Source organism: Thermosynechococcus sp. TG215 (assembly GCF_031583455.1).
Taxonomy (GTDB): domain Bacteria; phylum Cyanobacteriota; class Cyanobacteriia; order Thermosynechococcales; family Thermosynechococcaceae; genus Thermosynechococcus.
The window spans coordinates 891,468-918,114 of sequence record NZ_CP134178.1 but is presented as its reverse complement, the minus strand read 5'-3'; the positions used below and the strand labels follow the sequence as shown (position 1 = coordinate 918,114).

Annotated in this window: 28 protein-coding genes; 18 read left to right on the top strand and 10 right to left on the bottom strand. The window is 53.3% G+C overall.

All coding sequences use genetic code 11. The features are described 5' to 3' along the window. Positions 1-210: 210 nt before the first annotated feature. From RHJ02_RS04315 to RHJ02_RS04260, 12 genes are all read left to right on the top strand, one after another. The gene (locus tag RHJ02_RS04315; protein ID WP_206201218.1) at positions 211-843 is read left to right on the top strand and encodes an MORN repeat-containing protein; all 633 of its coding nucleotides are present in this window, start codon (positions 211-213) and stop codon (positions 841-843) included. Further along, positions 813-2,096 (top strand): folylpolyglutamate synthase/dihydrofolate synthase family protein, encoded by a 1,284-nt coding sequence (locus tag RHJ02_RS04310; protein ID WP_315862899.1) that lies wholly within the window; start codon positions 813-815, stop codon positions 2,094-2,096. The genes RHJ02_RS04315 and RHJ02_RS04310 overlap by 31 nt, the downstream gene beginning before the upstream one ends. A gap of 3 nt (positions 2,097-2,099) precedes the next feature. Then, positions 2,100-2,282: a hypothetical protein gene (locus tag RHJ02_RS04305; RefSeq protein ID WP_302676693.1), complete on the top strand. Its 183-nt coding sequence runs from the start codon at positions 2,100-2,102 to the stop codon at positions 2,280-2,282. A 174-nt stretch (positions 2,283-2,456) separates the two neighbouring features. Next, positions 2,457-2,849 (top strand): Fur family transcriptional regulator, encoded by a 393-nt coding sequence (locus RHJ02_RS04300; RefSeq protein ID WP_206201216.1) that lies wholly within the window; start codon positions 2,457-2,459, stop codon positions 2,847-2,849. 37 nt (positions 2,850-2,886) lie between these two features. Beyond that, positions 2,887-5,244, top strand: coding sequence for a GH116 family glycosyl hydrolase (locus RHJ02_RS04295; RefSeq protein WP_310800495.1), 2,358 nt, complete (start codon positions 2,887-2,889; stop codon positions 5,242-5,244). A gap of 181 nt (positions 5,245-5,425) precedes the next feature. Next, on the top strand, positions 5,426-6,067 hold the full coding sequence (locus RHJ02_RS04290; RefSeq protein ID WP_206201215.1) for an L-threonylcarbamoyladenylate synthase: 642 nt from the start codon (positions 5,426-5,428) through the stop codon (positions 6,065-6,067). 187 nt (positions 6,068-6,254) lie between these two features. Continuing rightward, entirely contained in the window at positions 6,255-6,971 is a 717-nt protein-coding gene (locus RHJ02_RS04285) for a DUF3782 domain-containing protein (protein ID WP_310800494.1), read from the top strand. Between the two features lie 345 nt (positions 6,972-7,316). Continuing rightward, positions 7,317-7,766: a hypothetical protein gene (locus tag RHJ02_RS04280; protein WP_206201212.1), complete on the top strand. Its 450-nt coding sequence runs from the start codon at positions 7,317-7,319 to the stop codon at positions 7,764-7,766. Continuing rightward, positions 7,767-8,924, top strand: a complete 1,158-nt coding sequence (locus RHJ02_RS04275; RefSeq protein ID WP_206201211.1) for a HAMP domain-containing sensor histidine kinase — start codon at positions 7,767-7,769, stop codon at positions 8,922-8,924. Beyond that, complete coding sequence (locus tag RHJ02_RS04270) at positions 8,921-9,511, top strand: PepSY domain-containing protein (RefSeq protein ID WP_206201210.1); 591 nt, start codon at positions 8,921-8,923, stop codon at positions 9,509-9,511. Before RHJ02_RS04275 ends, RHJ02_RS04270 begins: the two co-directional genes overlap by 4 nt. 105 nt (positions 9,512-9,616) lie before the next feature. Beyond that, positions 9,617-9,712 carry a photosystem I reaction center subunit XII gene (gene psaM, locus RHJ02_RS04265; protein ID WP_011056052.1) on the top strand — a complete coding sequence of 32 codons (96 nt, stop codon included), beginning with the start codon at positions 9,617-9,619 and terminating at the stop codon, positions 9,710-9,712. Between the two features lie 144 nt (positions 9,713-9,856). Further along, positions 9,857-10,183 carry a hypothetical protein gene (locus tag RHJ02_RS04260; protein WP_149820046.1) on the top strand — a complete coding sequence of 109 codons (327 nt, stop codon included), beginning with the start codon at positions 9,857-9,859 and terminating at the stop codon, positions 10,181-10,183. A gap of 7 nt (positions 10,184-10,190) precedes the next feature. Here the strand turns inward: RHJ02_RS04260 and RHJ02_RS04255 are convergent, their stop codons facing one another. From RHJ02_RS04255 to RHJ02_RS04230, 6 genes are read right to left on the bottom strand one after another with little or no spacing between them, the layout of a single operon-like run. Beyond that, positions 10,191-10,958, bottom strand: a complete 768-nt coding sequence (locus RHJ02_RS04255; RefSeq protein ID WP_206201209.1) for an E3 ubiquitin ligase family protein — start codon at positions 10,956-10,958, stop codon at positions 10,191-10,193. Positions 10,959-11,002: 44 nt separating this feature from the next. After that, positions 11,003-11,725 (bottom strand): DUF3120 domain-containing protein, encoded by a 723-nt coding sequence (locus tag RHJ02_RS04250; protein ID WP_225901652.1) that lies wholly within the window; start codon positions 11,723-11,725, stop codon positions 11,003-11,005. Positions 11,726-11,770: 45 nt separating this feature from the next. Continuing rightward, positions 11,771-12,457 carry a phosphate ABC transporter permease gene (locus tag RHJ02_RS04245; protein WP_206201208.1) on the bottom strand — a complete coding sequence of 229 codons (687 nt, stop codon included), beginning with the start codon at positions 12,455-12,457 and terminating at the stop codon, positions 11,771-11,773. A 6-nt stretch (positions 12,458-12,463) separates the two neighbouring features. After that, the gene (secF, locus tag RHJ02_RS04240; protein WP_206201207.1) at positions 12,464-13,417 is read right to left on the bottom strand and encodes a protein translocase subunit SecF; all 954 of its coding nucleotides are present in this window, start codon (positions 13,415-13,417) and stop codon (positions 12,464-12,466) included. After that, a complete protein-coding gene (gene secD / locus RHJ02_RS04235; RefSeq protein WP_206201206.1) occupies positions 13,414-14,844 on the bottom strand; it encodes a protein translocase subunit SecD in 1,431 nt (476 codons plus the stop codon). The genes secF and secD overlap by 4 nt, the downstream gene beginning before the upstream one ends. Positions 14,845-14,846: 2 nt before the next feature. Further along, the gene (locus RHJ02_RS04230) at positions 14,847-15,830 is read right to left on the bottom strand and encodes an alpha-ketoacid dehydrogenase subunit beta (RefSeq protein WP_206201610.1); all 984 of its coding nucleotides are present in this window, start codon (positions 15,828-15,830) and stop codon (positions 14,847-14,849) included. Between the two features lie 183 nt (positions 15,831-16,013). On the opposite strand from RHJ02_RS04230, the gene RHJ02_RS04225 reads away from it, so the two are divergent. The 5 genes from RHJ02_RS04225 (at position 16,014) to RHJ02_RS04205 (ending at position 19,819) form a co-directional block, all read left to right on the top strand. Next, complete coding sequence (locus RHJ02_RS04225; RefSeq protein ID WP_302678944.1) at positions 16,014-16,655, top strand: L-threonylcarbamoyladenylate synthase; 642 nt, start codon at positions 16,014-16,016, stop codon at positions 16,653-16,655. 100 nt (positions 16,656-16,755) lie between these two features. Next, complete coding sequence (gene bioD, locus RHJ02_RS04220; protein ID WP_310744867.1) at positions 16,756-17,391, top strand: dethiobiotin synthase; 636 nt, start codon at positions 16,756-16,758, stop codon at positions 17,389-17,391. Between the two features lie 93 nt (positions 17,392-17,484). Next, a complete protein-coding gene (locus tag RHJ02_RS04215; RefSeq protein WP_206201204.1) occupies positions 17,485-18,045 on the top strand; it encodes a glutathione S-transferase family protein in 561 nt (186 codons plus the stop codon). Beyond that, positions 18,042-18,500: a DUF3531 family protein gene (locus RHJ02_RS04210; RefSeq protein WP_149820062.1), complete on the top strand. Its 459-nt coding sequence runs from the start codon at positions 18,042-18,044 to the stop codon at positions 18,498-18,500. The genes RHJ02_RS04215 and RHJ02_RS04210 overlap by 4 nt, the downstream gene beginning before the upstream one ends. Beyond that, positions 18,491-19,819: a 16S rRNA (cytosine(967)-C(5))-methyltransferase gene (locus RHJ02_RS04205; protein WP_310800492.1), complete on the top strand. Its 1,329-nt coding sequence runs from the start codon at positions 18,491-18,493 to the stop codon at positions 19,817-19,819. The genes RHJ02_RS04210 and RHJ02_RS04205 overlap by 10 nt, the downstream gene beginning before the upstream one ends. Here the strand turns inward: RHJ02_RS04205 and RHJ02_RS04200 are convergent. The 3 genes from RHJ02_RS04200 to lysS form a co-directional block, all read right to left on the bottom strand. Further along, the gene (locus tag RHJ02_RS04200; RefSeq protein WP_206201202.1) at positions 19,791-20,597 is read right to left on the bottom strand and encodes a CPBP family intramembrane glutamic endopeptidase; all 807 of its coding nucleotides are present in this window, start codon (positions 20,595-20,597) and stop codon (positions 19,791-19,793) included. The two genes, RHJ02_RS04205 and RHJ02_RS04200, sit on opposite strands and share 29 nt — an antisense overlap. A gap of 28 nt (positions 20,598-20,625) precedes the next feature. Further along, on the bottom strand, positions 20,626-20,907 hold the full coding sequence (gene clpS, locus RHJ02_RS04195) for an ATP-dependent Clp protease adapter ClpS (protein WP_024123996.1): 282 nt from the start codon (positions 20,905-20,907) through the stop codon (positions 20,626-20,628). A 76-nt stretch (positions 20,908-20,983) separates the two neighbouring features. After that, the gene (lysS, locus tag RHJ02_RS04190; protein WP_310453295.1) at positions 20,984-22,504 is read right to left on the bottom strand and encodes a lysine--tRNA ligase; all 1,521 of its coding nucleotides are present in this window, start codon (positions 22,502-22,504) and stop codon (positions 20,984-20,986) included. A 132-nt stretch (positions 22,505-22,636) separates the two neighbouring features. On the opposite strand from lysS, the gene ppk1 reads away from it, so the two are divergent. Continuing rightward, positions 22,637-24,835: a polyphosphate kinase 1 gene (ppk1, locus tag RHJ02_RS04185; protein WP_310800491.1), complete on the top strand. Its 2,199-nt coding sequence runs from the start codon at positions 22,637-22,639 to the stop codon at positions 24,833-24,835. On the opposite strand, the gene RHJ02_RS04180 is transcribed toward ppk1, so the two are convergent. After that, positions 24,832-26,646: an ABC transporter ATP-binding protein gene (locus tag RHJ02_RS04180; RefSeq protein WP_206201199.1), complete on the bottom strand. Its 1,815-nt coding sequence runs from the start codon at positions 26,644-26,646 to the stop codon at positions 24,832-24,834. The genes ppk1 and RHJ02_RS04180 overlap by 4 nt on opposite strands. Position 26,647: the final 1 nt, after the last annotated feature.

Genomic DNA, 26,647 nt, shown 5'->3' with positions numbered 1-26,647 from the left:
CAAGACGCTATCAAGGGAGCACTATACCACCCTTTGCGTCTCGCAAGAGAGTGTTTGACCACCCTCCTGAGGACTTGCTTATTCAAAGTGCTGCAGGCACAGAGACCGATTCCAAGACAAAGCTTTGAGTTTCCTCCCCAAGTTTGCATAGGAGACAAGCTGTGCCAGTTAGAGAAGTTGCAATTGTCCACCCTTGTGGAGTGTCCAGTAATGACTCATCTGTACAACCCAAATCCTGCTGTTATTTACCGCTGGGTGATGAGTTCTTGCCTTGTTGGTTTAGGATGTGCAACCCTGCACTTAGCTCCTGTAACTGCCCAAATTGCCGTCTATGAAGGGCGGCGTGTCACCGGGGATGTTACCATGACACTTCCCGACGGCAGCACCTACAAAGGGGAATTGCTCAATGGTCGCTTTAATGGCCAAGGTATCCTCACAATGGCCAATGGCAACCGCTATGAAGGGGAATTTCGCAATGGCCGCTACCACGGTCAGGGGGTGCTCACCTATGCCGATGGGGGACGCTACGAAGGGGGGTTTGTGGATGGCATCTTCAATGGCAAGGGCACTCTCCAACTGGCCAATGGTCAACGCTACGAGGGCACGTTTCTCAATGGTCAATACCATGGGGAGGGGGTGCTCACCTTTCCCGACGGTACCCGCTATGAGGGGCAGTTTCTAGCGGGCAAGTATCATGGAACTGGAACGCTCTCCTTCGGAGATGGCACAAGCTATGCCGGACAGTTTCGCAATGGCTTATTTGAAGGACAGGGGGTCTTTACGCTACCGGATGGCTCCCGCATTGTGGCCACATGGCGCAATGGTCGCCGCGAACCCCGCTAATCTGCTTCAATCAGGCTGTGAGTGATCCGCTGACGGCGGCGCTAAGTCCCTACGCCCGCTTTGGGGTGCGCCTTGGCCTTGAACCCATCCAAGCGCTGCTGAGTGCTTTGGGGTCTCCCCAGTTACAGGTGCCCTTGATCCACGTTGCGGGGACAAATGGCAAAGGGTCGGTGTGTGCCTATTTGGATAGTGTTTTGCGGGCGGCGGGCTATCGCACGGGGCGTTATACTTCACCCCATCTGTTGAGTTGGTGTGAGCGCATTTGTGTCGATGGTGAACCCATTGCCCCTGAGGTCTTTTTGACCTTGATTCAACACATTGAAGCGGTACTGCCACAGGTGGCTTATCCCCCCAGTCAGTTTGAAGTGATCACGGCGGCGGCATGGTTGTATTTTGCCCAGCAGCGGGTGGATGTGGCGGTGATAGAGGTGGGCTTGGGGGGGCGCTTGGACGCCACCAATGTATGTCAGCCCCCTTTGGTGAGTGTGATTACCTCCATCGGTTGGGATCATTGGCAGCGGTTGGGCAATACCTTGGGGGCGATCGCTGGCGAAAAAGCAGGTATTCTCAAGCCGGGCGTGCCAGCCGTCATTGGCCCTGTTCCCCCCGAGGCAGAGGCGGTGATTGCGCAGCGTTTGGAAGCTTTGGGGTGCCCAGCGATCTGGCCAGAACCAGCGCAGTGGTGTGCAAAGCGGCCGGGATGGGCGATTTGGAGGGGGATGGAGTACCCCTTGCCCTTGGCTGGAGAAATGCAGTTGGTCAATTCAGCGATCGCGATCGCCACGCTACAACAGTTACAATCTCAAGGCTGGCAGATTTCCCGAGAAGCGATTCAACAGGGAATGGCACAAACCCGCTGGCCGGGACGACTGCAATGGTTACAGTGGCAAGGGCGCAAACTGCTCATTGATGGTGCCCACAATGCTCCTGCCGCCGCCTACCTACGGCAATACGTGGATCAACTGGGCTGGACAGAGGTGACATGGGTGGTGGGGATGCTCGCCAATAAGGATCATGAGGGGATTCTCAAACATCTCCTGCGAGGGGGCGATCGCCTGTGGTTGGTACCCGTACTGGATCACGCTAGCGCTGACTTAGAGGACTTGAAGGCACTTGCCTACACCTGTTGCCCTGAGTTAGGGGAATGCCGTCTTTTTAAGGAGGTGACTGAGGCACTCGATAGGGCAGGCGATCGCTGTGTGGTCTGTGGCTCCCTTTACTTAATTGCTGGCGTTTTGGGAAAGAACTCATAATTGATGTGGGACACTCGCTTTCAAGGAGACACTTATTTCTACGGCACAGAGCCAAACGATTTCCTCAAAGCCCATGCCCATGACTTTGTGCCCCAAGGGCAAATTCTCTCCCTCGTCGAAGGGGAAGGGCGTAATGCCGTCTATCTTGCTCAGCAGGGATATGCCGTCACGGCTGTGAATGCCTAGGACTGGCGAAAGCCCAGCGCCTTGCTCAAGAACGGGGAGTCGCCATTACTACCTATCACTGCGATCTGCGGGATGTTGACCTTGGTGAAAATGCGTGGGATGGGATGATTGCTATTTTTTGCCATCTGCCACCGGAGCGGAACGGTAAAATCAAGGTAATGTTGTCCTATTGCTATGCCGCCGCGACGCACCCGTAGCCAAGTCATTATTCTCGATGCCCTTAGAGCCAGTGGCCGAGCGCTCTCGGCACAGGAACTATTTTTGGAACTACGGCAGCGGCAAACTCCCCTAGGACTGGCAACGGTTTATCGCACCCTCGATAGTCTGCGCATCAATGGTGAGGTGCAAGCACGGGCGTTGCCCAGTGGCGAATTGGTCTATAGCCTCGTGCAGCAGGATCAACACTACCTCACCTGTTTGCACTGTGGGGCATCGATTCAGATTAACTGCTGCCCAGTCCAGCACTTAGAAGCTGAGCTACAACAGTCCTACCATTTTGAGATTTTCTACCATACCCTTGAGTTTTTCGGTCTTTGTGCCAAGTGCCAAGTGACGGTGCAGCGCTAAAAGGGTATTCTGGATCAGATAGGTCTTCAGAAAGGGTGTGATTGAATTTGCCAACTGTACCTGGACACGGGCGATCGCCCAAGGCTGGGAAAATCCCTACCGCGTTCGCTATGCCAGCAATTTAGACGATGGCCCTTGGCATGGCATGCCGCTGGGGGGGTTTGGCGCAGGTTGCATTGGCCGTTCTTCTGCTGGGGATTTTAATTTCTGGCATATTGACGGCGGAGAGCACATTTTTGGCACCCTAGCGGCCTGTCAATTTAGTCTTTTTGAGCAGGGAGAGCAGACACAGGCCTATGCCCTAGGGACTCCCCCTAGCGATGGCCGCCTCAGCACTTGGCAATGGTATCCGGCTGGCAAAGGTATCTACGCTGCCCGCTATCCCCGCAGTTGGTTTGTCTATGAGGGGGTCTTTAAGGCTGAGATCACCTGCGAACAGTTTTCACCGATTCTGCCCCACAACTACCAAGAAACCAGTTACCCCGTGGCAGTGTTTCTGTGGACGTTTAGCAATCCCACGGATCAGCCCCTCACCCTCAGCTTGATGTTCTCGTGGCAAAATACCGTCGGTTGGTTTCGCAATACCACCCCTTCCTCTGCCATTGAAATCCGCGATGATGGCAGCCCCGTCTATACCTACATGCCCCCTTGGGGTCAAAGTGACGGCAATTTTAATGAACTGATTCAAACGGAGTCCTACCAAGGTTGGCGACTGCGCCGTACGCCCCACCCGAACCCACCCCAAGAAGGCGATGGTGAATGGGCAGCATTGGTTCCCACAGGCCTTGGTGAGTTTTTTGGCTGTAGTCGCTGGCAGCCAGAGGGGGATGGGGCACAACTGTGGCAATCATTTTCGGGGGATGGTTCCCTACCAATTGTCAATGATCCAACCCCAGCGGCAGCGGGAGAACAGGTGGCCGCCGCCTTTGCGGTGCGCTTTGCCTTGGCACCTAGGCAAACAAAACAAATTCCCGTGGTCTTGGCGTGGGACTTTCCTGTGACTGAGTTTGGTAAGGGCGTGATCTATTACCGTCGCTACACGGATTTTTGCGATCGCAGTGGCACCAATGCTATCACCCTTGCCGCCCGTGGCCTAGAGCATTACAAGGAATGGCAACAGCAGATTCGCACTTGGCAAGCGCCAATTCTCACCCACCCCGATTGGCCCGACTGGTTCAAGATGGCTCTGTGCAATGAGCTGTACGTCCTCAGTAGTGGTGGAACGCTTTGGAGTACCGCCAGCGATCGCGACCCCGTGGGGCAGTTCGCCGTTCTAGAATGCCTTGACTACCGCTGGTATGAAAGTCTGGATGTGCGGCTCTATGGCTCCTTTGCCCTGCTGCAACTGTGGCCAGAACTGGAAAAATCCGTAATGCGTGCCTTTGCGCGGGCGATTCCCACCGCTGATCCCACCCGGAGAATCATTGGCTACTTCTATCGCGGTGACCCCGAAACCGCCTACAAAGCCCCTCGCAAACTGGCCAATGCTGTACCCCACGATCTCGGTGCGCCCAATGAGCATCCTTGGGAAAGGACGAACTACACTGCTTATCAGGACTGCAATCTTTGGAAGGATTTAGCTTCTGACTTTGTCCTTTTGGTCTATCGCGACTTTTTGTTTACTGGGCAGACGGATCTCGAGTTTGCGCGCGAGTGCTGGCCGGCAGTGGTGGCGGCCTTGGCCTATTTGAAACAATTTGATCGCGATGGCGATGGCCTGCCAGAAAATGGCGGTGCCCCGGATCAAACCTACGATGACTGGAAGCTACAGGGGGTCAGTGCCTACTGTGGTGGCTTGTGGTTGGCAGCCCTCGAGGCAGCGATCGCCCTCGGCACGATTCTCCAACAACCGCAGGTGGAGACCTACCGCCAGTGGCTCAAGCAAGCTCGCCCCCGCTACCATCAACTGCTGTGGAATGGCGAGTACTACCGTCTTGATACCGGCAGTGGTTCCGATGTGATCATGGCGGATCAGCTCTGTGGTCAGTTCTATGCCCAACTCTTGGGTTTGGCGGATATTGTGCCCCCAGACTGTTGCGATCGCGCCCTGCGGAAAATTTACGACACCTGTTTTCTCGAATTTCACAATGGCCAGTTGGGTGCCGCCAATGGTCTTTTGCCCAATGGTCAACCCGAAAACCCCCACGCTACCCATCCCCTTGAAGTCTGGATAGGGATTAACTTTGGCTTGGCCGCCTTTTTGTGGCAGCGGGGAATGACCCACGAAGCATGGCGCTTAGCCGAGGTGGTGGTACGGCAAATCTACGAGAATGGTCTGCAATTTCGTACACCGGAGGCGATTACGGCCAATCGGACGTTCCGTGCCTGTATGTATCTGCGACCCATGGCCATTTGGGCACTGGCTCTCGTCAGCCGGGGATCACGAGCCACCTAAAAGTTTTGTAACCTATTTTACATTGTTTCAGTTTTCTAGGGTAATTGAAACTGCACTCCCTGCGATCGCCTTATCCGTCTCATCATCACATCTTATCTTTCCTCAATTCCCTCTAAAGGCCATAGGGTGTAGGCTCAAGATCAAGAAACAATAGCTTTTCACTGGTTCTGGAGTACGCACCATGACCCCCTTAGCGCGATCGCTAGCTGCCCATCCCACTAGCTTTGCCACTATTGAGCGCTATTTACAGCAAGAAGAAGTGATTATTTTGCCCATGGCTACCGTCTATAGCTTTGTGGTGAATGGCACCAGCCCAAGGGCAATAGCGAACCTACGCCGTCTCAAACACTTTAGTACAGAGCAACCTCTGGCTATTCTCACGCGGAGCGATCGCGCTGCTGAAGTGGCAGAACTCTCTCGAGATGCTAAAACCATGGTGGATCACTTTCCCTATCCTGTGACCATGATTGTCAAGGGTAAACCCCACCTCGATCCACAAATTATGCAGGGGTTTAACTGTGTTTATCTGGCCTGTCCCGACCAGTTCATTTACGATCTAGTGGGGGCTTTGCCCTTCTTTTTAGTGGCAGCAACGGTCAAGGTGGGAACGGAACTGATTGTCAACTTTGAGGATGCCCAAAAATACTACGGCGAGCAGGTACCGCTGATTGTGGATGGCGGCCGCTGTCGCTATGGGCGGCGGGGCACACTCGTGGACTTTACGCTGGCATACCCAACAATCATGAACTTTGGTCCTGTATCGGTGGATGACTTACGACCCATCTTGCCCCATATTATTTTGCCCTCCCATTTAATGAAGTAGATATAGTTCATTTGAGAAGCAGCCCCTTTGACTCCCCACTATGTACGACCGACCAGAACCTGAAGCGGGAGCTATGATGCAAGATCAGCCGAAATAGACTTAAAGATAGCAGGGAGGGTGTAGTCGTCCTTTTGAAGCGGAAATCTTTAGAATGGGGTTACAAGTCGTCTCATAATAGCCAATTTTAATGGAGCGAGAAGAAATTATTGCGCTCATTCAGCGTGAGCTACCGCAGCTTGTGGCTCAAGACCCCAGCTTGAGAGATTTCATCCTGCGCACGGTCTTGGACGTTTCTTTGCCTCGCCGTGAGGCAGATATCAAGTTTGACCGTATCCTCACGGAACTACAGCGCGATCGCGAGGAACAGTCACGCCGCTGGCAAGAACAGGCCAAGCGTTGGGAAGAACAAGACCGCAAGTGGCAAGAACAGGCCAAGCGTTGGGAAGAACAGGACCGCAAATGGCATGAGCAACTTGCAGAGATTCGGCGTCTTGACAAGCGGTTTGACAGTACAATTGGTGCCCTTGGTGCTCGCTGGGGAATTGCTTCAGAAACCAGCTTTCGCAACGCCCTCGCTGGCATTTTGACGGAATCCTTTGGGGTTGAAGTTTTGAACTTAACCCTCTACGACCATGAGGGTGAAGTCTTTGGCCGCCCTGATCAAGTAGAGCTAGACTTGATTATCAAAAATGGCTTAACCATTGCCTGTGAAATCAAATCTTCTATTGATAAGGCAGGGATGTATATTTTTGACCGTAAGGTAAATTTCTATGCGCAGCATCACCAGCGCCAAATTGACCGCAAAATTGTGATCTCGCCAATGGTTGATCCGCGTGCACGACCTGTGGCTGAGGCGCTAGGGATTGAACTCTATAGTTATGCCGACTCAGTGGAGGGCTTGTAATGAACGATTGAGTGATCCTGAATACTTTGGGAAGAAGCTATTGGACGAGTTGCAATATTTGCAACTGGAACTCAGTCGTCGCTGCTCGATAGGGCATTGGAGCCTTGATTGGCCGCCAGAGCTACTGGTCACTTAGAATGTCAAGTTTTGTTGCAGAATTCAACACTTCTGCGTAGTACTCTTATGTGAAATAACTAAGAAATTATATCACTAGTAAGTTGAGACTCGAAATTTTGTAACCTATTTTACATTGTTTCAATTTGTGAAGCTGCGACAATGGTGACCAATGGGCTGCCCGTTTATGATAGGGGATAGCGCGTCAACAGCCACTTCTTTAGATAACCTATGGATAATCTCAGCCAACGTTACCTACGTCTGTGCCAAGCCTATAGCCAACTGGCAGAACGCTATACCAAACTTGATATTGACCACATGACGCTGCGGGAGAAGCTCGTCCCCTTTTTGATGGCGTTCAAATATTACAAACAAATGACAGAGCAGCTCACGGCTGAAAAAGAGGCGATGCAGCGGGAACTTAATGATTTGCGCGATCGCTACCAGTTGCTCGTGAGTCAAAATGGCAATGCCCCCATCAATGAAGAACTGTTCAGTGCCCTTGCTGAAGCAGAGGAGCAGATGGGACTCATTGAAGAAACCCTCAAAGAACAGGACGCTGACCCCGACCCCAACCTCCTTCCCCTTGAAAAGCAATTGCTGGAAGAATATACAAGGGGGAGTGGTGACTTTCAAGCGCTGCTCCCGCAAGCGTTGAGTCACTCCGGGGGGACTACCTAGATGCTCTGGCCAGCCAGTGAAGAATTTGCTGCCCTCTGTCGTGCCCAATTAGAACTTGTTGTCAATAGCTTGGGTGCCTCTTCGCTGGCGGTCTATCTGAGTGAAACGCTCAACGACTCCCCCTCGTGGTCTCCCGTTGCTGTCTATCCAGAGGCAGCAGCAGCCCTGAGCTTACCAATTCCCCCAACACTGCCACCGCCAACCCAAGCAGCAGAGACCCCGTTAAGCTATCGCCCTCAACAGGTCGTTTCGTCCTTGGCCAATCAACTGATCCTGCCCCTGATGTACCAAAATTGGGTCTTGGGGGTACTGGTGGCGCAGCGGCAACACCGTCCTTGGCTGGCGGCAGAGCAGGCACAATTGCAACAGGTGGCGCAAACACTGGCGATCGCCTGCGTCTTGGATCAACGGCAACAATGGCTCAGCCACTCCCCTGCCAACCCACTGGATCAACAGCAACAGCGCTTTGATGACCTGCTCCATCAACTGCGCAATCCCGTGGCCGCCATTCGCACCTTTGTCAAGCTTCTGCTCAAACGGTTGGAACCTGATCACCAGGGGCGCCCTCTCGCCGAAGGCATTGCCAAGGAAACAGAGCGGCTCATGGCATTGTTGGAGGACTATCGCCAACAGCGCAACGAGATTCCCGCCCTCACGGGCAGCCAGCCCCTACCCCTTGCGGGTAAACCCCTCGATCTAGCTGAAACCCTCTCACCGCTGATCACCGCCGCCCAAGCCCGTGCGGAAATGGAGGGCAAAACCTTTGTCGTGGAGAGACCGCCCCAACTGCCGCCCATCTGGCTAGAGGAACGGGTGCTTCAGGAGGTTGTGGGCAATCTGCTGGATAATGCCTTTAAGTACACCCCCAAAGGCGGCACCATTGGTTTGCGCTTGACCCTCACGCCCGCAGTCTTAGAATTAACCGTTTGGGATACCGGCTGTGGGATTCCTTTGGAGGTGCAGTCACGGCTCTTTGAACGGGGCTACCGCGGGATTCAAGCCGACAGTGGGATTGAGGGCAGTGGCCTGGGGTTGGCGATCGCTCAGGATTTGCTGCGTCCCTATGGCCTCAGTCTGCGGGTCACGAGTCCCTACGAGGGCGATCGCGGTACGGCCTTTACACTGACGATTCCCTTGCCAATGAAGGTGGAACGATGAGTGCTCTGAAACAGCGTCTTGCCAAGATCAGCAGTCAGGGGCATCAATTCCTTGTGGTGATCTTTGCCCTACCCCTATTGATCTCCGCCACAACGGGAATCGCCCATCGTCTTGGGCGCAGTTGGTTTGGGCTATCTAAAGACTTTGGGCGAGCAATGATGACCCTTCATGAAGGCCGCTATCTGGGGGAATGGGGCGTGCCGCTCTATGTGTTGGTCATTGGTCTGGGCTTGCTGGGAATCATTGCCACGGGTTTGGCTCTCCTGTGGGGGCGATCGCTCCCGGCGCAGTGGTCAGCGCGGCGGCTGCATCATCTTTTGGCTGCCATTGCAGCATTGCCCTTGCTTGTGAGTGCCACGACGGGAATGGCCTATCGTCTTGGCCGCAACTGGTTTGGCCTCTCCAAAGAACAAGCGGCGATTTTCCTGAGCCTGCATCAGGGAACCTATTGGGGCGAGGTGGGGCGTCCCTTCTATGTTCTTTTGGTGGGTCTGAGTTTGTTGACACTTCTGGCCACGGGACTCTCGATGCTGACTCTCCTGCGACGGCTGCCCCACTGGCGTCCTAGGGTGACCCCGGAAACCTAGCTGCGAAATGTTACAAACTATGAGCAAGCGTTGCCAAAGGTAAGCGCCTATGGAGTAATAAATACAGCACTTGATCGCGACTGTTATTCCACAAAGGAGTTGTTCATGGCGCTGACCGATACCCAAGTTTACGTTGCCCTTGTGATTGCGCTGCTACCTGCGGTGTTGGCATTTCGGCTGTCCACTGAGTTGTACAAGTAGTTGCACCTGTCATCGCTAACTGGCTGCATAACGTCATTTCTCCAAACTAAAATTTATCAGGCGGTTCCCGATGTTGTCGGTAAGACAAAGGGGCTGCTTTTTTCTTTTTATACTGATAGACAACTCGCCGTTCATGGTTTAGTCATGGTTCACTCTCCTCGAAAAATTCCTGCGATCGCTTGGGAAGCGGGTGCCAAAATTGCAGTGAATCTGATCCTGCTCGCCTTTGCCCTAGGGGCGATCGCCAAGCTGGTGCCCTATCAACTCAGTCAACTGCAAAAGCTCCATGCCCTCGAAGCAGAAGTGGCGCAGCTGGAGGCACGAGTTAAGGAGTTGCAATTGGAACAGGAGCGCGATCGCCAACCCCAAGCACGGCAGCGCATTGCCCAAGAGGAGGCCAATTTAATTGCTGCTAATCAGCGGCGGATCATCTGGGTACAACCTAAAAACCCCAAGCAAGAACCGGACTAAGCCCAGCCTACAACAAGGCCAAGACTAAACCACAGACACCACAGAGGGCAGCACTGAGGGACGCATAAGTCATTTTCCGTTTTTGCCGCTTGTACTGCTGGCTAAGTTGATCCTCAACACTCAGGGAAATGATGAATTTTTGTCCCCGCTTTTGTGGCTTTTGCAGGCGGAGTACCCCCCCCTGATCCGAGGCCATGCCCACCACTGAAACAGGTTGCCCCAAGGGCAGCACCCACTCCTGATAGCGATAACCCAGCGTCGTCGTGCTACCAAAGCGCCAATTCAATGACAAGAACCCCAAGGAAAAGGCAAAGGAATGGGGTTTATCCGCAGGCCGCAGTTCGTCTAAGACCTGCATTGCTTCAATCTCAGCACCGAGGGGGTTTACCTCAATTTCCCCCTGATGATCTCGCAGAAAAAATAGGGTTGACTGCTCATGGCGGCCAATAATTTCCGACTGGCGTTCTCGACGATTGTGGCGATCGCTCCCCTCTTTTTCATACTCGCGGCTGATGATTGTTTTGTAATAAACACAGGGAATACGCTTCACTTCCGAGAGCAAGGGTTGAGACGTGGTGACTTGGCCAACCACCTGCACGTACTCGCGCCAACTGCCGCTACCGATTTCCTGAGCCACCTGTTGCTGGCATTGCTGTAACTCACGAATAGAGCTAGGGTTGGCCACCTTCATTGCCTTTAACTTCAGCCGATAATAGCCCTCAAGGGCAAAGAGAAAGGCCGACCCCGTTAAGCAAAGGTGAGCAATAACCCCCATGACTGGCGCTCAATCCCTCTCTGATGGTTTTAGAGAGAACTGTCTTAACTCAAGGATAATAAACCAATGGTGAGGCCAAAGAGACCATCAACAACGAGCGTACTCAAGACAGCGCCCATAAATCCCCACACAGGCAAAACAGCGGGATAGCCACGACGAATCTGGGATTCAAAGAGGGGCAGCAAACCAATGAGGAGCAAACTCAGGCTCAAGAGAACCCCCCACACTTGGCCACTAAAGGTCTGGGCTTGGGCGATCGCCTGTGCCAGCATCTCCTGAACGGAAATCACATCCCCTTCAAGGTACATGATGGCTCGCCAATGGGGGATCACATCAATCAGGTAAAAGTAGGCATCGGTGATGGCGGTGCCCAGAAAAGAACCCAAAAAAAAGAACACCCCCACCAGTTGCTGCCGCTGCCGTAGGTGCCAGAGCATGAGCGGAATGGGGAGCGCCTCAATGGGCAAGTGCCACAGGGGTTCCCAGCGCAACCATCCCCAGTAGAGCGACCCTGCCCCCCAGCACCAGCTAAATCCATAGAGCATCTCCCCCCAATAGCGGCAGTGGGGTTGGCGTTGGAGATAGAAACTAAGACCTAGAAGCAGCGGCGTCAGAGCCAAACTCAGCCAAGGCTGTGTCCGCACGAGGGGCGCTTCAATAAACACGGGAACCGACACCAAGAAGGCAGCAAAGCCAAAAAGGAACCAAGCCAGCCGTGAGCCAAGGCGCAGCGCAGGAAAAACCGAGGGGGAGGTAAGAGCAGTCAAGGGAATATCAGGAATTGTTAACTTTTATTTCTTTCCTTTAAGGTATCACAGGCTGGAACGTCGTGGTCGGGGCGATCGCCGAGGGGCTTTTGAACGCGCTTTGCGCCGCAGTGTTTCTGATAGATCAATAAAGACATCCCGCTGCAAAATGGGGTAGGTGCCAATCCAGAGGCGATGGCGGGGCAGGAAAACTTCAGAAATCAGTTCAATCTCTGCCAGATCAGGACGACGGGAGAGAACCAGCATTTCCGCTGCATCGCCGGGGCGAATCCCTCGATGTTGACGCAGTAACTTGGCCTGCACTCTGGTTTCAAAGCCGGTTTTATCACCAATCTCCAGATTCAAGCAGCGTTCACGGTTCTCGATAATCACCAGTTGCCCCTTGTCGTTCACCGTCTCCTCTTTGCCCACCAATTCTTCGGTGACATAGACATCCAAGACGCGCCCGCGCCAAAAACCCCCATAGGGAAACCGCCGATGGCGACGATTGCGAAATGAGGCCAACACTGCCGGTGCCCAGAGCCAATAGAGACCTGCAATCAGACCCAAAACCAGTTGGGTGCTATCCCCTAAAAAATTCAAACCAAAAGCAACAATGGCCACCGCCACCACAGAGAAGGTTAAGCGTCGTAGAAAGTCCTGAAGTTTGCCCCAAACATAGCGATACTGGGAACCCGTGGCCACCAGTGGCACCAATTGACGGACTTTTTCTTGGGTGAGGGGAATGAGCACAACCAGTTAGGGCGTAGGCGTTGTCTCCAGTGTATTCGTGGCGGGACGAGGCGGCTGGCGATCGCGCCACCAAGCAAGGAGGGTACTGGCAATAAAAATACTGGAATAAGCCCCCGTCGTGAAACCAATGATCAGCGCTAGGGCAAAGTAGCGCAGCGTGTCACCGCCAAAGATGAAGATCGTAATCAGGGGCAGTAGGGTCGTTAGGGTGGTATTAATCGAGCGGCCAAGGGTTTGCACAACCGCCTGATCCACCACCTCTTTAATGCCGAGGTCAGGGTTGAGCTTCAGGGTTTCCCGCACGCGATCGTAGATCACCACCGTATCGTTCACAGAAAAACCAATGATCGTGAGCAGCGCCACAATAAAGAGGCTATCAATTTCCACCCCTGCCACGAGTCCCAAAATGGCAAACACCCCCGTGGTCACCAACACATCGTGGACAAGGGCGACAAGGGCAAAACAGGCATAGTCAAACTGAAAACGCAGCGTGAGATAGATCGTAATGCCAATAAACGACACCAAGAGCGCCAGCAACCCCGATCGCAGGATTTCTTCGCCAAGGGTAGGGCCAACGGTCTCAATCTGCGTTTTCTGGGGGTCAAAGTCACCAATTTTCTGCGTGAGGGCAGCACTGAGGCGAGTGCGCTGATCCACATCGAGGGGTACCGTTCGAATACTCACCCCGTACTGATCAATAATTTGCAGGCTGCTGTTGCCTAGGCCTTGCTGATTAAGCACTTGACGCACCGCATCAATATCAATCGGCTGAGAACAGGTCTGCGTAGCGCTACAGGCCAGTTCAAATTGCAGCCGTGTGCCACCGATAAAATCCAAGCCCAAGCGCAGGGGACTCCCTAGGGACACCCAAGAGATGGCCATTGCCACAAGGCCACTGAGAATGACTACTAAGGATAACCCCCACCAGAGCGATCGCTGGCGATTGACACTAAAGCTCATCGAAAGCTCTCCAGTTTTGGACAGAACCAATTGGGCTGACGCAGACTGGGAATGCTAATGGCGTAAAACAAGAACGTGCGACTACAGGTCAGCGCCGTAAACATACTAATGCCGATCCCGATGGCAAGGGTCACGGCAAAACCGCGCACAAACCCTGTCCCCAAGGCAAAGAGGGCAGCACAGGCAATCAAGGTGGTGACATTGCTATCGAGAATACTGGCAAAGGCGCGATCGAACCCCGATTCAACGGAACGGTAGAGGGTTTTGCCTGCCCGTAATTCCTCGCGGGTGCGCTCAAAAATCAGCACATTGGCATCCACCGCCATACCAATACTGAGAATAAAGCCCGCAATCCCCGGCAGTGTCAGCGTCACCCCAAACAGCAGAAACGCCGCGTAGGTAAAGATGGCGTAGAGAATCAGGGCAATATCGGCAATCAATCCCGGCAGGCGGTAGTAGGCCACCATAAAGATCAGCACCAGCACCAAGCCCGCCAAACCGGCATAGAGGCTATCGCGAATGCTATCTTGACCCAGCGAAGCCCCCACCGTGCGGTTTTCCACCACCTCGAGGGGAACGGGCAGCGCCCCCCCTTGTAACTGAATGGCTAAATCATTGGCAGTTTGGGCAGTGAAGCCACCGGAAATCTCTGCACTGCCGCCAACAATCCCTGTTTCTGCATATTCCACCGCTACCGTTGGCGCACTAATCAGGCGATCGTCAAGAAAAATCCCCAGGCTGCGCCCCGTGCCAGCAATCTCCTTGGTCAGTTGGGCAAAAAGTTCAGCCCCTTGGCTGTCAAAACGGACAATCACACTCCAGTTCGGGGATCCCGGGGCGACGGGACTGGCAAAGGCTTCCCTGAGCATTGCGCCTGTCAAATCCGAGGGCGTGAAAAGGCGGGCGATCGCCTGCTGGCTTTTTTCAAGGGATTCACGGTTTTTGGCCAGCTTTGCCTCAATCTCCTTCAGGGCATCAGGATGATTGGCATTTTGAGCCTGCTCCGCCAAGAGTTGCGCCTGTTCCAAGAGCAGTTGCGACTGAAGTTGCCGCTCAATTTGCAATTGGGTCTCTGTGCCCGGCTTCTGGGCGGCAAAGAGCAGTTGTGCCGTCCCCTTGAGAATCCGTTCCGCCTGCTGAGGATCGGTGACCCCCGGCAATTGCACCAAGAGCTTGTCATCCCCAGCAGTTTGCACCACAGCTTCGGCAACACCCAAGCCATCAATCCGCCGTTGCACCACCCCTTGCACTGCCGCCAGCACTTGGGGCGTAATTTGGGGCACCTTATCCGTTGTTTGCACCTGCAACGTCAGTTGGGCACCCCCCCGCAGATCTAAGCCCAGTCGAGCCGGTGTGCGCACAATGACCCACGTGGCGGCCATCAGCAAGACCAAAATGACAATCAGCCAGCCGCGATATTTACCCATGGTTAGACCTGTCCCTGCACCAGCTGCTGCACGGCCGCTACAATTTGGGGCGGTTGCACAATTGTGAGATTCTCTAGGGTACCGTTGTAGGGGGTGGGAATATCTTGGGAGGAAAGGCGGACCACAGGCGCATCCAGTTCGTCAAAGTAGCGTTCCATAATCGAGGCCGAAAGCTCAGCCCCAATGCCACCGGTTTTCATGCACTCTTCGACAATCACCACCCGATGCGTTTTACGAACCGAGGCACCAATTGTCTCAAAGTCCAAAGGCTTTAGGGAAATTAGGTCAATCACTTCGGGGTCGTAGCCCTCTTTTTCAAGGGTTTTCACCGCTTGCAGCACATGGTGGCGCATCCGCGAGTAGGTCAAAATGGTAACATCTTCGCCACTGCGGACAATCTCAGCTTTATTGAGGGGCAGCAGGTATTCCTCTTCGGGAAGGTCTTCCTTGAGGTTGTACAGGAGTACATGCTCAAAGAACAGCACTGGGTTGGGATCACGAATCGCCGATTTGAGCAAGCCCTTGGCGTTGTAGGGGGTTGAGCAGGCAACAATTTTTAATCCGGGGACTGCTTGAAAGTAGGCTTCAAGACGCTGCGAGTGCTCTGCCCCCAATTGCCGGCCAACACCGCCGGGACCGCGAATCACAATCGGAATTTTAAAGTTGCCGCCAGAGGTGTAGCGCAGCATGCCAGCATTGTTGGCGATTTGATTGAAGGCCAAGAGCAAAAAGCCCATGTTCATGCCCTCGACAATGGGACGCAAGCCGGTCATTGCTGCCCCGATCGCCATGCCGGTAAAGCTATTTTCAGCAATGGGGGTATCCAATAGACGCAGTTCACCATACTTTTTGTAGAGGTCTTTGGTGACTTTGTAGGAGCCGCCATAATGTCCCACATCTTCCCCCAGCACAAACACTGTGGGGTCACGCTCCATTTCTTCATCAATGGCAGCACGAAGGGCATTAAACATTAAGGTCTCGGCCATGGTTGCGCGGCATACACTCATTAAGGACTATTTCCTAGGGTAGTTGAAACTGCACCGCTTGCGATCATGCTTATCAGACTCATCATTAAACGCAATCTATTCTCAACTCCCCCTAAAACCTATTGAGCATAGACTAGAGATCAAGGGCGCATTTACTGCCTAATGATTTTCGGAGTACCAAACATGACCACCTTGGCGCGATCGCTCCCCGCTGATACTCGCAGCTTTCAAACCATTCAAACCCACTTGCAGCAGGATCATGTCATTATTCTGCCCATGGCCACGGTCTATAGCTTTGTCGTCAACGGCACGAGTCCAAGGGCGATCGCGAAGCTGCGTCGTCTCAAGCACTTTAGTACGGAACAGCCCTTAGCCATTCTCACCCGGGGCGATCGCGCGGCTGAAGTGGCAGACCTCTCCCAAGAGGCAAAAACCCTGCTGGCTCACTTTCCCTACCCCGTCACTATGATTGTCAAGGGCAAGCCCCACCTAGACCCACAAATTACGCAGGGTTTTGATTGTGTCTATCTCGCTTGTCCCGATCGCTTTATCTACGATCTCGTGGGTGCCTTGCCCTTCTTTTTGGTGGCAGCAACGGTGAAAGTGGGGACGGAACTCATTGTCAGCTTTGAGGACGCCCAAAAATACTATGGCGAGCAAGTGCCGCTGATTGTGGATGGGGGGCGCTGTGCCTATGGACGGCGGGGAACCCTCGTGGACTTCACCCTTGAATACCCAACCATTATGAACTTTGGCCCTGTGTCTGTGGATGACTTGCGACCAATATTGCCCAACATTATTTTGCCGTCACATTTAATGAAATAGATATAATGATTGAGCATTTTCGCGTTAGGGGGGCGTCACTATTTCTCAGCATTGCCAGTCCCTACTGATTACGGGTGTGGATACCGGTGTGGGCAAAACGATGATCACGCGGGCACTGTGGTCTTACGCCCATCGCTATCGTCCCCAAGAACGCTGGGGCATTCTCAAACCAATGCAGAGCGGTACTGCGGTCGAAATTGGAGATGGTGACTACTACTGCCAAACCCTGCCCCTACAACAAACCGCCAGTGAAGTGTGTCCCCTCAGTTTTGCAGCGCCCCTAGCGCCTCCCATTGCCGCCGAGTTGGAACAGCGCACGATTGATTTAGCCCCTGTGTGGCACACCTACCAGCAGCTTCAGCAGCGATTTGATTACCTTTTAGTTGAAGGGATTGGCGGTCTAGGGTCGCCCATGACTTGGGAGTGGACGGTGGCGGACTTGGCAGCCGCTTGGAAGTTGCCGATTGTCTTGGTGGCAACGGTGCGCTTGGGGGCGATCGCCCAAATTGTGGCCAATATTGCCCTTGCACGGCAGTACAAGCTGGACATTCGCGGTCTGATTCTCAACTGTGTCACCCCCTGTAGCGACACGGATATTGCGCAGTGGACACCACCAGAATTTCTCAGCCGTTTTACCCAAGTGCCCGTGCTGGGGGTGCTGCCCTGTGGTCAACACTCCAATGAGGAGTTGGCGGAAATGGTCGCCGAATGGCCGCTGCATCTGCTTTGGCGTTGAGGACGGCGAGGCAAGAAATCATTTTGCGGCCGATCAAAGCGCATAATAAAAGTGACTTAGATTAATTGACACAACAGATCGCTGAACTGACCTATGCTAAAGCTCTATGGCGGTGCCAAATCCCGTGCCAGTATTGTTCGCTGGTATTTAGAAGAATTGGGAATTCCCTATGAATTTGTGCTGATGGATCTACAAGCCGGGGAGCAACATCAGCCCGACTTTCTCAAACTCAACCCCATGGGTAAAGTGCCCGTAATCGTAGATGGTGATGTCGTGCTCTGGGAATCGGGGGCGATTTTGCTTTATCTTGCCCAAGTTCACGGTGAATTACCTAAGGATGCGGCTGCCGCTGCCCAAGTTTATCAGTGGGTGCTGTTTGCCAATTCCACCTTGACACAGGCAATGTTTCCGCCTGAAACGCGCGATCGCCAGCTGCCGCGACTACTCAAAGGCATTGAGACCGCCCTCATGGGGCAATCCTACATTCTCGGCAATGACTTTTCCGTTGCCGATGTCGCCCTCGGGTCAGTGCTGGCCTATCTACAGATGCTCTTTCAGGTGGATTTGAGTCCCTATCCTGCGGTGGCGGACTACGTGGCTCGCTTGCAACAACGGCCTGCATTCCAGAAAGGCTTACTGGGGGCTGGGGTATGAATGTCATCTTTCGTGAGGTCGATCCCTTTGATTTATGGATTTGGGTGGAATTTGCCGCACCGCCTTCATCCGTTGAGCAGCAGTACCTTGAGGAAGTGTTTAACTCGTGGTTTTTCCTCGGGAAGCTGGGGGGATTCAATGCTGAGAATCTCCAAGTCCAGGAAACGGGGTTAGACCTCAGTTACCTAGAGTACGATCGCGCCCAAGCCGACAGTTCGATGATGGCCGTGATGCACAATATGGGCGAGTTTGAATACAACGATCGCTGGGCACGCTGCTGGTTTGACTTGGGCACCAGTGACGCTTTAGCCTTGGATGTCCTGATTAATGCCCTCAATCAATTCAGTGAGGACTATGTGCCCTTAAAAACGCTCGTGATTGGCGGTGACAACCCCGAATGGCCGATCGCCACCAGTGAACAGCGGGAAATGATTGAACAATCGGCGTGGAACTAAATGCGCGGCGTCTTGCCCTCGATGCCCTAGAACGGGTGGCCAAGGGAGCCTATGCCGATGTGGCACTTCATCAGGTGTTGCAGCAGCGGTCTCTCAAGGAAGGCGATCGCGCCCTGATCACTGAACTGGTCTATGGGACTATCCGCCAACAGCGCACCCTAGATACCCTTGTTCAGGGGTTTTGTCAGCAACTGCCGCCCTTGAAGGTACAGTTAGTGTTGCGCCTTGGCCTCTACCAACTGCGCTATCTGGATCGCGTTCCCCCCCATGCTGCCGTGGACACCAGTGTTGAACTGGTCAAAGAGATGGGTTTAGGCGGCTTTGCCAAACTGGTGAATGGGGTCTTGCGCCGTTACAGCCGCTCCACCACCGATCCCCTTGAGGCTCTCATTGCTCCCCTGCCCTTGGTCTCCCAACTGGGGTGTCGCTATAGCTTTCCCGATGAGCTGATTGCATCTTGGTTGGAGCGTTTAGGACAACAGGAGTGTATTGCCCTTTGTCAGTGGTTTAATCATCCCCCCCGCCTCGATCTACGCCTCAATCCATTGCGGACAACGACTAACCAACTGATTGCTGACTTTGAGGCAGCAGGTTATAGCCTGAAACCGATTCCCGACTTGCCCCAAGGACTCGTCCTGCCCCACTGTGGCCAACCCATGCAGTCACTCCCTAGTTATGCCGCAGGCCACTGGTCAGTTCAGGATCGGGCAGCGCAGTGGGTCAGTCATTTGCTGGCTCCGCAGCCCGGTGAAGTCGTGATTGATGCCTGTGCAGCCCCGGGGGGTAAAACCACGCATATTGCTGAGTTGATGGCTGACCAAGGCCGCGTCATTGCCTGCGATCGCACCCCCAGTCGCCTGCGGAAGTTGGCGCAAAATCGCGATCGCCTCGGCCTGAAGAGTATTGAAATTCACACCCTTGATAGTTCAACAGCAGGGGATTTTGCAGCGATGGGCGATCGCGTTCTTTTAGATGTGCCCTGCTCCGGTACAGGTACCCTCCACCGCCATGCCGATAGCCGCTGGCAACCCCTGAGAACACGCTTGGCTGAACTAGTGCCCCTGCAAGCTCAACTCTTAGCCAATGTTTGCCAGTGGGTGAAACCCCAAGGTTTGCTTGTCTATGCCACCTGTAGCCTAGAACCTGCCGAAAATGAAGCCCAGATTCAACACTTTTTAGCTCACCATCCCCAGTGGCACATTGAGCCGCCACCCCCAACCTTTCCCCTCAAAGCTACCCCCGAAGGCTGGATCACCGTGTGGCCGCAACGGCACGATATGGATGGCTTTTTTATGGTGCGGTTGCGACGCGGTAGCTAAGCCCCAAAGCCACCAAAATTAAAAGACCTACCCCCATCAGGCCAGCGATCGGGTTGCCATTGATGCCGGTTAGCCACTCTGGCGCTACCCCCGTATAGCTCACCAATTTGCCCACGTTGACACCAAAATAAGCCCAGACCAAGCCACCGTGGAGTCCCATGGGAAAGCCCAATCGTCCGCCAAAGATCCATTTACTCAAACCAAGAATCCAGCCCAACAGTGCCAAGCCGAAAAACTGCGGCCATGTGGCCAAAATGACCTCCAAGGGATGCAGATAGTGCAACGCGGCAAAGATCAGGCCATTGAGCACCAAGGCAAACCATGGTTGGTACTCTAGCTCTAGCTCCTGCAACAGCCAGCCGCGAAACAGCAATTCCTCAGCAAAGCCCACAGCAACACCGGTGAGGACGCCATCCAACAGCAGTAGCCCAAAGCGATCCGGTAGCCCCTGCCACGTTATCCAGCCCAAGAGTCCTTCGATGAGAAATAGCAGGGCAACCAAAAACATCCCCGCCAGCCAGCCCAGCAGGGTATCCCGCCCAAAGTTCCACCCCCCCTTAAGGCCATAAAACACTAGGGGCGATCGCTGTTGGTGTACCCGCCGTCCCCAGACTCGCAGCAAGAGAATAAAGATGAGGTACAACAGCCCCATATTGACAAAGCTGGCAGCACCGCCCTCTCCCCAGAGAAAATAGATGCTCAAACCGATGGGCAGCCACAGCAGCACCAGCGTTAGGGCAAAACTAACGATGCGAATCCAGAAGGGACGGCGGATCATTTGCCGCCAAAATTGAGCGAAAATTGGCCTATTCAGTCGGTTCAATGGTACTCGTCAGCCCTGCCATTTTCAGGCCTTCACAATAAAATTCGGCATGCTCAAGGGCACAGGTGATCACCAAGGCCACCCCCGTCAGGTGCGCCTCCATCATGATATCCACGGCTTGCGGTTGGGTGAGGCTCGGCACCGTCTTCAGCAATACCTCCACCACATACTCCATGGAATTGACATTGTCATTGTGAAGGAGCACACGATAGCGGGGCGCCAACTTGCGAACGGTTGCTGGTTTTTCAATGGTTTGCACTGACATTGTTGGCCATGCCTCCATTCAGTGGACATTCAGTATCAGGAATTCAGCAAATATGCTTAAGATTTTAGCAAACGGATCAAACTTGACCACTTGCCGATTCCGGACGCAACAGTGGGAAAGCAATCACATCGCGAATACTGGGGGAATCCGTCAGCAACATCACCAAGCGGTCAATACCAATCCCTAGGCCTCCTGTGGGTGGCATTCCATGCTCTAGAGCTGTGAGGAAATCTTCATCAACACTGTGGGCTTCCAAATCCCCAGCCGCTTTGCGCCGTGCCTGTTCCTCCAAGCGTTGCCGTTGATCCAATGGATCCGTTAACTCCGAAAAACTATTGGCGTGTTCGCGACCAACGATAAATAATTCAAATCGCTCCACCAGTCCCGGTTGGCTGCGGTGGGGCTTGGCCAAGGGGGAAATCTCCACAGGATAGTCAAGAACAAAGGTGGGTTGAATCAATGTCGGTTCAACAGTCTGCTCAAACACTTCGTTAAGCACTCGGCCAATCGTGTCACAGGCGTCTAAGTCTTTTACCCCTGCTTTTTGGGCTGCTTTCTTCGCCGCTGCTAGATCGCACAATTGGCGAAAATCAATCCCAGTGGCTTGCAACACTGCATCGTGCATGGTCACCCGTCGCCATGGCGGCGTCAGATCAATCGTTTCCCCTTGATAAGTCATCTTGAGCGTGCCCAACACCTCCATCGCTGCTGTGGTGATGATTGCCTCCGTCAGCGTCATCATATCGTTGTAGTCGGCGTAGGCCTGATAGACCTCAATGGACGTAAATTCAGGGTTGTGCTTGGTTGAGATGCCCTCATTGCGAAAGATGCGCCCCAGTTCATAGACCTTCTCAAAACCACCGACAATCAGGCGCTTCAGGTGCAGTTCTGTGGCAATGCGCAAATAAAGCTGCATCTCCAGCGTGTTGTGATAGGTAATGAAAGGACGAGCCTCGGCTCCCCCGGCTTCCGCCTGTAGCACCGGCGTTTCAATTTCAATAAAGCCTTGTTCATTGAGGTAGCGGCGAATGGCGGCGGTGATCAGTGCTCGCTTGCGGAACGTATCGCGTACGTGGGGGTTGACAATGAGATCCACATAGCGCTGACGATAGCGTTTTTCCACATCCGTGAGGCCGTGCCACTTGTCCGGCAGAGGCAGCAATGACTTCGTGAGCATGGTGTAGGATTCCACCACAACCGAGAGTTCACCCTTTTCTGTGCGCTTGAGGGTGCCCACAGCGCCAAGGATATCGCCGACATCCGTCAGGTGTTTCAAATCGGCAAAGGCGGCTTCCCCCATGCCTTGGCTAATGGTTTGCTTATCGAGGTAAAGCTGAATTGTGCCGCTGTCGTCCTGAAGTGTAAAAAAGGCCAGCTTGCCAAAGACGCGCCGCGCCATAATCCGACCGGCGACACTGACGCGATCGCCCACCGCTTCGCCAGCGGCCAAGTGAGCATATTTTTCTTGCAGAACTGCTGCAGTATGGGTGCGCTCCCAACGATAGGCATAGGGGTTCATGCCCTGTGCTTGCAGTGTTTTGGCTTTCTCAATCCGTGTTGCCCGAATTTCGGCTCCCGTTGCCCCCACGTCGGCCATATTGGTAGAAACTCTCCACGATTAGCAAACCTTAACCTTCTCATTGTACGCTCTGGAATCGGTACCAACGCTGCTAAAGGGGAATCGAGTACAGTGGATGCTAGTGCAACCGACAACGTAGAACAAACGGCTATGACCCCTGCGAAGTCCCCTCGCCGTAAAGTGTCTAACCCCATTGACCTCCAGAATCCGCAGTACTACTTCAACCGCTCCCTGAGTTGGCTGGAATTTAATAAGCGGGTACTCCACGAGGCCTATGACCCCCGCACACCGCTCCTAGAGCGGCTGAAATTTATGGCCATTTTCAGTTCCAACTTAGATGAATTTTTCATGGTGCGGGTGGCGGGTTTGAAGCAGCAAGTGGAAAGTGGCATTGTTCAAGGGGGAGCCGATGGCATGCCCCCAGCGGAGCAATTACAAGCAGTGCGGCAATATCTGCTACCAATCGTTACTGAGCAACACCGCTATTTCGACCAAGAATTGCGTGCTCTCTTGGCCAAGGAAGCCATTTTTCTCACCCGCTTTAATGAGTTGACCCCTGAGCAGCAGGCCTACCTCAACGACTACTTCCAAGCGCAAGTTTTTCCGGTGCTCACCCCCTTAGCAGTCGATCCGGCGCACCCCTTTCCCTATATCTCTAGCCTCAGCCTCAACCTTGCGGTTCTGATCCGTGATCCCGAATCTGGCCAAGAGCGACTGGCACGGGTGAAGGTACCGAATCGGTTTCCGCGCTTTGTTGCTCTGCCCCCGCATTTGCACTCACCCCAAGGTGCCCATTGGGTTGGGGTTCCCCTCGAAGAAATGATTGCCCACAACCTTGGGGCTCTCTTTCCGGGCATGGAGATTCAGGCCTACTTTGCCTTTCGCATTACCCGTAGTGCTGATCTTGAACTGGAAACGGACAAGGCGGATGATTTACTGATTGCCATTGAACAGGAAATTCGCAAGCGTCGCTTTGGCTCGGTGGTGCGTCTAGAGGTGCAGCGGGGCATTCCACCGCTTCTGAGGCAAACCCTGATGGAAGAGATGGATCTTGAGGAGATTGATGTCTATGAACTGGATGGTCTGTTGTGCCTCAATGATTTGTTTGCCTTTATGAGCTTGCCCCTGCCCCACTTGAAGGATTCGGAATGGCACCCCCAAGTGCCTCCCCGTTTTCAGCGGGTGGAAGAGCGGGAGTCAATGTTTGACACCACCAGTGAGATTACAACTTTGGGCACCGACTACTGGGAAGCCGTGGCCAATGAACTATTTAGCCTGATTCGGGAGGGAGATATTCTGGTGCACCACCCCTACCATTCCTTTGCGGCAACGGTGCAGCGCTTTATCACCTTGGCGGCCCACGATCCCCAGGTGCTGGCGATTAAAATGACCCTCTATCGCACCTCAGGGGACTCGCCGATTGTCAGTGCCCTGATTAAAGCCGCAGAGAATGGCAAACAGGTGGCGGTCTTGGTGGAACTGAAGGCGCGCTTTGACGAGGAGAACAATATCCTCTGGGCACGGAAGCTGGAAAAAGTGGGCGTCCACGTGGTCTATGGCGTACCGGGTCTCAAGACCCACACAAAAACGGTTTTGGTTGTGCGCCAAGAGGCGGGGCAAATTCGTCGCTATGTCCACATTGGCACGGGCAATTACAATCCCAAAACTGCTGGCCTCTATGAGGACCTAGGGCTGTTTTCCTGCCGTGACGAGTTAGGAGCGGATCTCTCGGAACTCTTTAATGTGCTCACGGGCTATTCCCGCCAACGGGATTATCGCCAGCTTCTCGTTGCCCCGGTCACAATGCGCGATCGCACGCTGCAATTGATTTACCGTGAGATTGAACACGCCCGCAATGGTCACCCCGGCCGAATTATTGCCAAGATGAATGCGATCACAGATACGCAGGTGATTCGTGCCCTCTATGAGGCGTCCCAAGCAGGGGTAGAAATTGATCTAATTATTCGTGGCATGTGCTGTCTGCGGCCGGGGGTACCGGGGGTGAGCGATCGCATTCGGGTGATTAGTATCATTGGCCGCTTTTTGGAGCACTCACGGATTTTTTACTTTGGCAACAATGGCGAGCCAGAGTACTACATTGGCAGTGCCGACTGGCGATCGCGCAACTTAGACCGCCGCGTTGAAGCCATTACCCCCATTCAAGATCCAACCATTCAACTGGAACTCAAAGAGCTGCTGGAAATTATGTTGGCAGACAATCGCCAAGCGTGGGAGCTGCAACCCGATGGCACCTACCAGCAACGACAGCCAGCCTCCGGCGAACCCGAACGCGGTACCCACCGTGTTTTAATGGCACGTACCCTCAAGGAAGTAGAAGCGAGCCGCTAGCTAGCGCCTGCATACCCTTGCGCCATGGCTCGAAAGTCTGGACTGTTTTGCAGGAGTTCTTGGTAGCTCCCGACAGCCGCCACTTGGCCATTGGCCATTAGGTACAGGCGATCGCACGCCATGACAGTGCTGAGGCGGTGGGCAATCATAATAATGGTTTTTGCACCACTAAGGGCTTGAATCGCATCCATCACTCCCGCTTCCGTTTGATTGTCAAGAGCCGCTGTTGCTTCATCCATAATGAGCACTGAGGGGTTGTGGTAAAGGGCGCGGGCAATGCCAATTCGCTGGCGCTGTCCTCCCGAAAGGCGCACCCCCCGTTCACCCACAACGGTATCTAGTCCCTCAGGCAGAGTACGGACAAACGTGGATAACTGAGCCGCTTCTACCGCCGCCCACAAAGCCGTTTCATCAATGGCCTCTGCCGGTAAGCCAAAGGCAATGTTGTGGCGCAGCGTGTCATCGGAAAGATAAATGGTTTGGGGAATATAGCCAATCTGCCGTTGCCATTGGGCAAGGTTGTGGTAAATACTCTCACCATCCACACGAATATCCCCTTGAGAAGGTTCTAGGAGTCCCAAAATTAGATCGACAATCGTGGTTTTCCCTGCCCCTGAAGATCCGACAAAGCCAATCATTTCCCCCTGTTTAATTGTGAGAGAAACCCCACAGAGGGCTGGCCGAGGGGCATTGGGATAGGTGTAGTGCAGATCAATTAGTTCGAGGCGATCGCAAAAAGGCTTGATCGTAACAGGTTCTGGCTGATGAATTTCTAGCGATCGTGCCTCTAAAATGTCATCGTAAATAATATCTACAGAAGCAGAGTAAAAAATGACACTATTCAAACTCACCATCAATCGGCTGGCCGAGGGCAAAAGTCGAAACGCAGCAGCCGCAAATAGAGAAATCAAAGGTAAGACCTGAGCCATTGACCCCTGCTGAATCAGTGTCAGAATGATAATCAGAATAATGACTGTGACCGCAAGGGTTTCAAAATAGGAGCGGGGCAGTTGGTTAATAAAATTCAAGAAGAAGTTGGCCTTGCGATCCTCAATCAGATTTTCTTCATAGACATCGAGAAAGATCTGCTCACGACCCAAAACCTTGACTTCCTTAATACCCCCTAAGCCTTGATTAATACTTTGCACCACTTTTTGGGCGTAGTGAACCCGTTGAGCACCGATTTTTTTCAGTTTTTTACGGAAGAACCTAAAGAAGAGATAAGATAGAATCGCTAGAATTGCAATGACAACTAAGGAAATAAATGGATTACTCAATATAATTACTGTAAAAATAGCAAAAACAATCAAAGATTCTGAAATAATAATTAGCAAAGGTAGTAAGTAGCCATTAAAAATATTAGTGGTTTCATTGTTGGCATTTTGAATGAGTTTTGCTGTATTATTTTGCAAGTGAAAAGTATAGGGCTTAAAGAGATAGCTGCGCAAGAGCATCACTGAAAATTTGCGCTGCTTTTCATTCAAAAACTTAAACTGAAGATAGTTGCTCCCTGCAATAAATAGGTTTTTACAAATAAAGAGGATAGCGAAGCTAATGCTGAGAATGAGCAGCCATTGATACTCTTCCTGTGGGGTTAAGGGGGCTGCACTGTGACGCCAAAACAGAAGATCATTGAGGCGACTGGGCTTTTCAATAACGGCAATAAAGGGTAGCACCAAGCCTACCCCCAAGGCTTCCCAAATACTGCCAATGAGCATCAAGACACCAATGCCTGCCAGTTGCCAGCGATCGCCCCGATCCAGTAGTCGCCAAATTTTGCCAAGGGAGCGCAGTGCAGGGTGCTTTAACATT

Excerpts from the sequence above, each read along its gene's own strand:
- RHJ02_RS04315 (WP_206201218.1), top strand. The coding sequence starts at position 211 with ATGACTCATCTGTACAACCCAAATCCTGCTGTTATTTACCGCTGGGTG.
- RHJ02_RS04310 (WP_315862899.1), top strand. The coding sequence starts at position 813 with ATGGCGCAATGGTCGCCGCGAACCCCGCTAATCTGCTTCAATCAGGCT.
- RHJ02_RS04305 (WP_302676693.1), top strand. The coding sequence starts at position 2,100 with ATGTGGGACACTCGCTTTCAAGGAGACACTTATTTCTACGGCACAGAG.
- RHJ02_RS04300 (WP_206201216.1), top strand. The coding sequence starts at position 2,457 with ATGCCGCCGCGACGCACCCGTAGCCAAGTCATTATTCTCGATGCCCTT.
- RHJ02_RS04290 (WP_206201215.1), top strand. The coding sequence starts at position 5,426 with ATGACCCCCTTAGCGCGATCGCTAGCTGCCCATCCCACTAGCTTTGCC.
- RHJ02_RS04285 (WP_310800494.1), top strand. The coding sequence starts at position 6,255 with ATGGAGCGAGAAGAAATTATTGCGCTCATTCAGCGTGAGCTACCGCAG.
- RHJ02_RS04280 (WP_206201212.1), top strand. The coding sequence starts at position 7,317 with ATGGATAATCTCAGCCAACGTTACCTACGTCTGTGCCAAGCCTATAGC.
- RHJ02_RS04275 (WP_206201211.1), top strand. The coding sequence starts at position 7,767 with ATGCTCTGGCCAGCCAGTGAAGAATTTGCTGCCCTCTGTCGTGCCCAA.
- RHJ02_RS04270 (WP_206201210.1), top strand. The coding sequence starts at position 8,921 with ATGAGTGCTCTGAAACAGCGTCTTGCCAAGATCAGCAGTCAGGGGCAT.
- psaM (WP_011056052.1), top strand. The coding sequence starts at position 9,617 with ATGGCGCTGACCGATACCCAAGTTTACGTTGCCCTTGTGATTGCGCTG.
- RHJ02_RS04260 (WP_149820046.1), top strand. The coding sequence starts at position 9,857 with ATGGTTCACTCTCCTCGAAAAATTCCTGCGATCGCTTGGGAAGCGGGT.
- RHJ02_RS04255 (WP_206201209.1), bottom strand. The coding sequence starts at position 10,958 with ATGGGGGTTATTGCTCACCTTTGCTTAACGGGGTCGGCCTTTCTCTTT.
- secF (WP_206201207.1), bottom strand. The coding sequence starts at position 13,417 with ATGAGCTTTAGTGTCAATCGCCAGCGATCGCTCTGGTGGGGGTTATCC.
- secD (WP_206201206.1), bottom strand. The coding sequence starts at position 14,844 with ATGGGTAAATATCGCGGCTGGCTGATTGTCATTTTGGTCTTGCTGATG.
- RHJ02_RS04230 (WP_206201610.1), bottom strand. The coding sequence starts at position 15,830 with ATGGCCGAGACCTTAATGTTTAATGCCCTTCGTGCTGCCATTGATGAA.
- RHJ02_RS04225 (WP_302678944.1), top strand. The coding sequence starts at position 16,014 with ATGACCACCTTGGCGCGATCGCTCCCCGCTGATACTCGCAGCTTTCAA.
- bioD (WP_310744867.1), top strand. The coding sequence starts at position 16,756 with ATGATCACGCGGGCACTGTGGTCTTACGCCCATCGCTATCGTCCCCAA.
- RHJ02_RS04215 (WP_206201204.1), top strand. The coding sequence starts at position 17,485 with ATGCTAAAGCTCTATGGCGGTGCCAAATCCCGTGCCAGTATTGTTCGC.
- RHJ02_RS04210 (WP_149820062.1), top strand. The coding sequence starts at position 18,042 with ATGAATGTCATCTTTCGTGAGGTCGATCCCTTTGATTTATGGATTTGG.
- RHJ02_RS04200 (WP_206201202.1), bottom strand. The coding sequence starts at position 20,597 with ATGATCCGCCGTCCCTTCTGGATTCGCATCGTTAGTTTTGCCCTAACG.
- clpS (WP_024123996.1), bottom strand. The coding sequence starts at position 20,907 with ATGTCAGTGCAAACCATTGAAAAACCAGCAACCGTTCGCAAGTTGGCG.
- lysS (WP_310453295.1), bottom strand. The coding sequence starts at position 22,504 with ATGGCCGACGTGGGGGCAACGGGAGCCGAAATTCGGGCAACACGGATT.
- ppk1 (WP_310800491.1), top strand. The coding sequence starts at position 22,637 with ATGACCCCTGCGAAGTCCCCTCGCCGTAAAGTGTCTAACCCCATTGAC.
- RHJ02_RS04180 (WP_206201199.1), bottom strand. The coding sequence starts at position 26,646 with ATGTTAAAGCACCCTGCACTGCGCTCCCTTGGCAAAATTTGGCGACTA.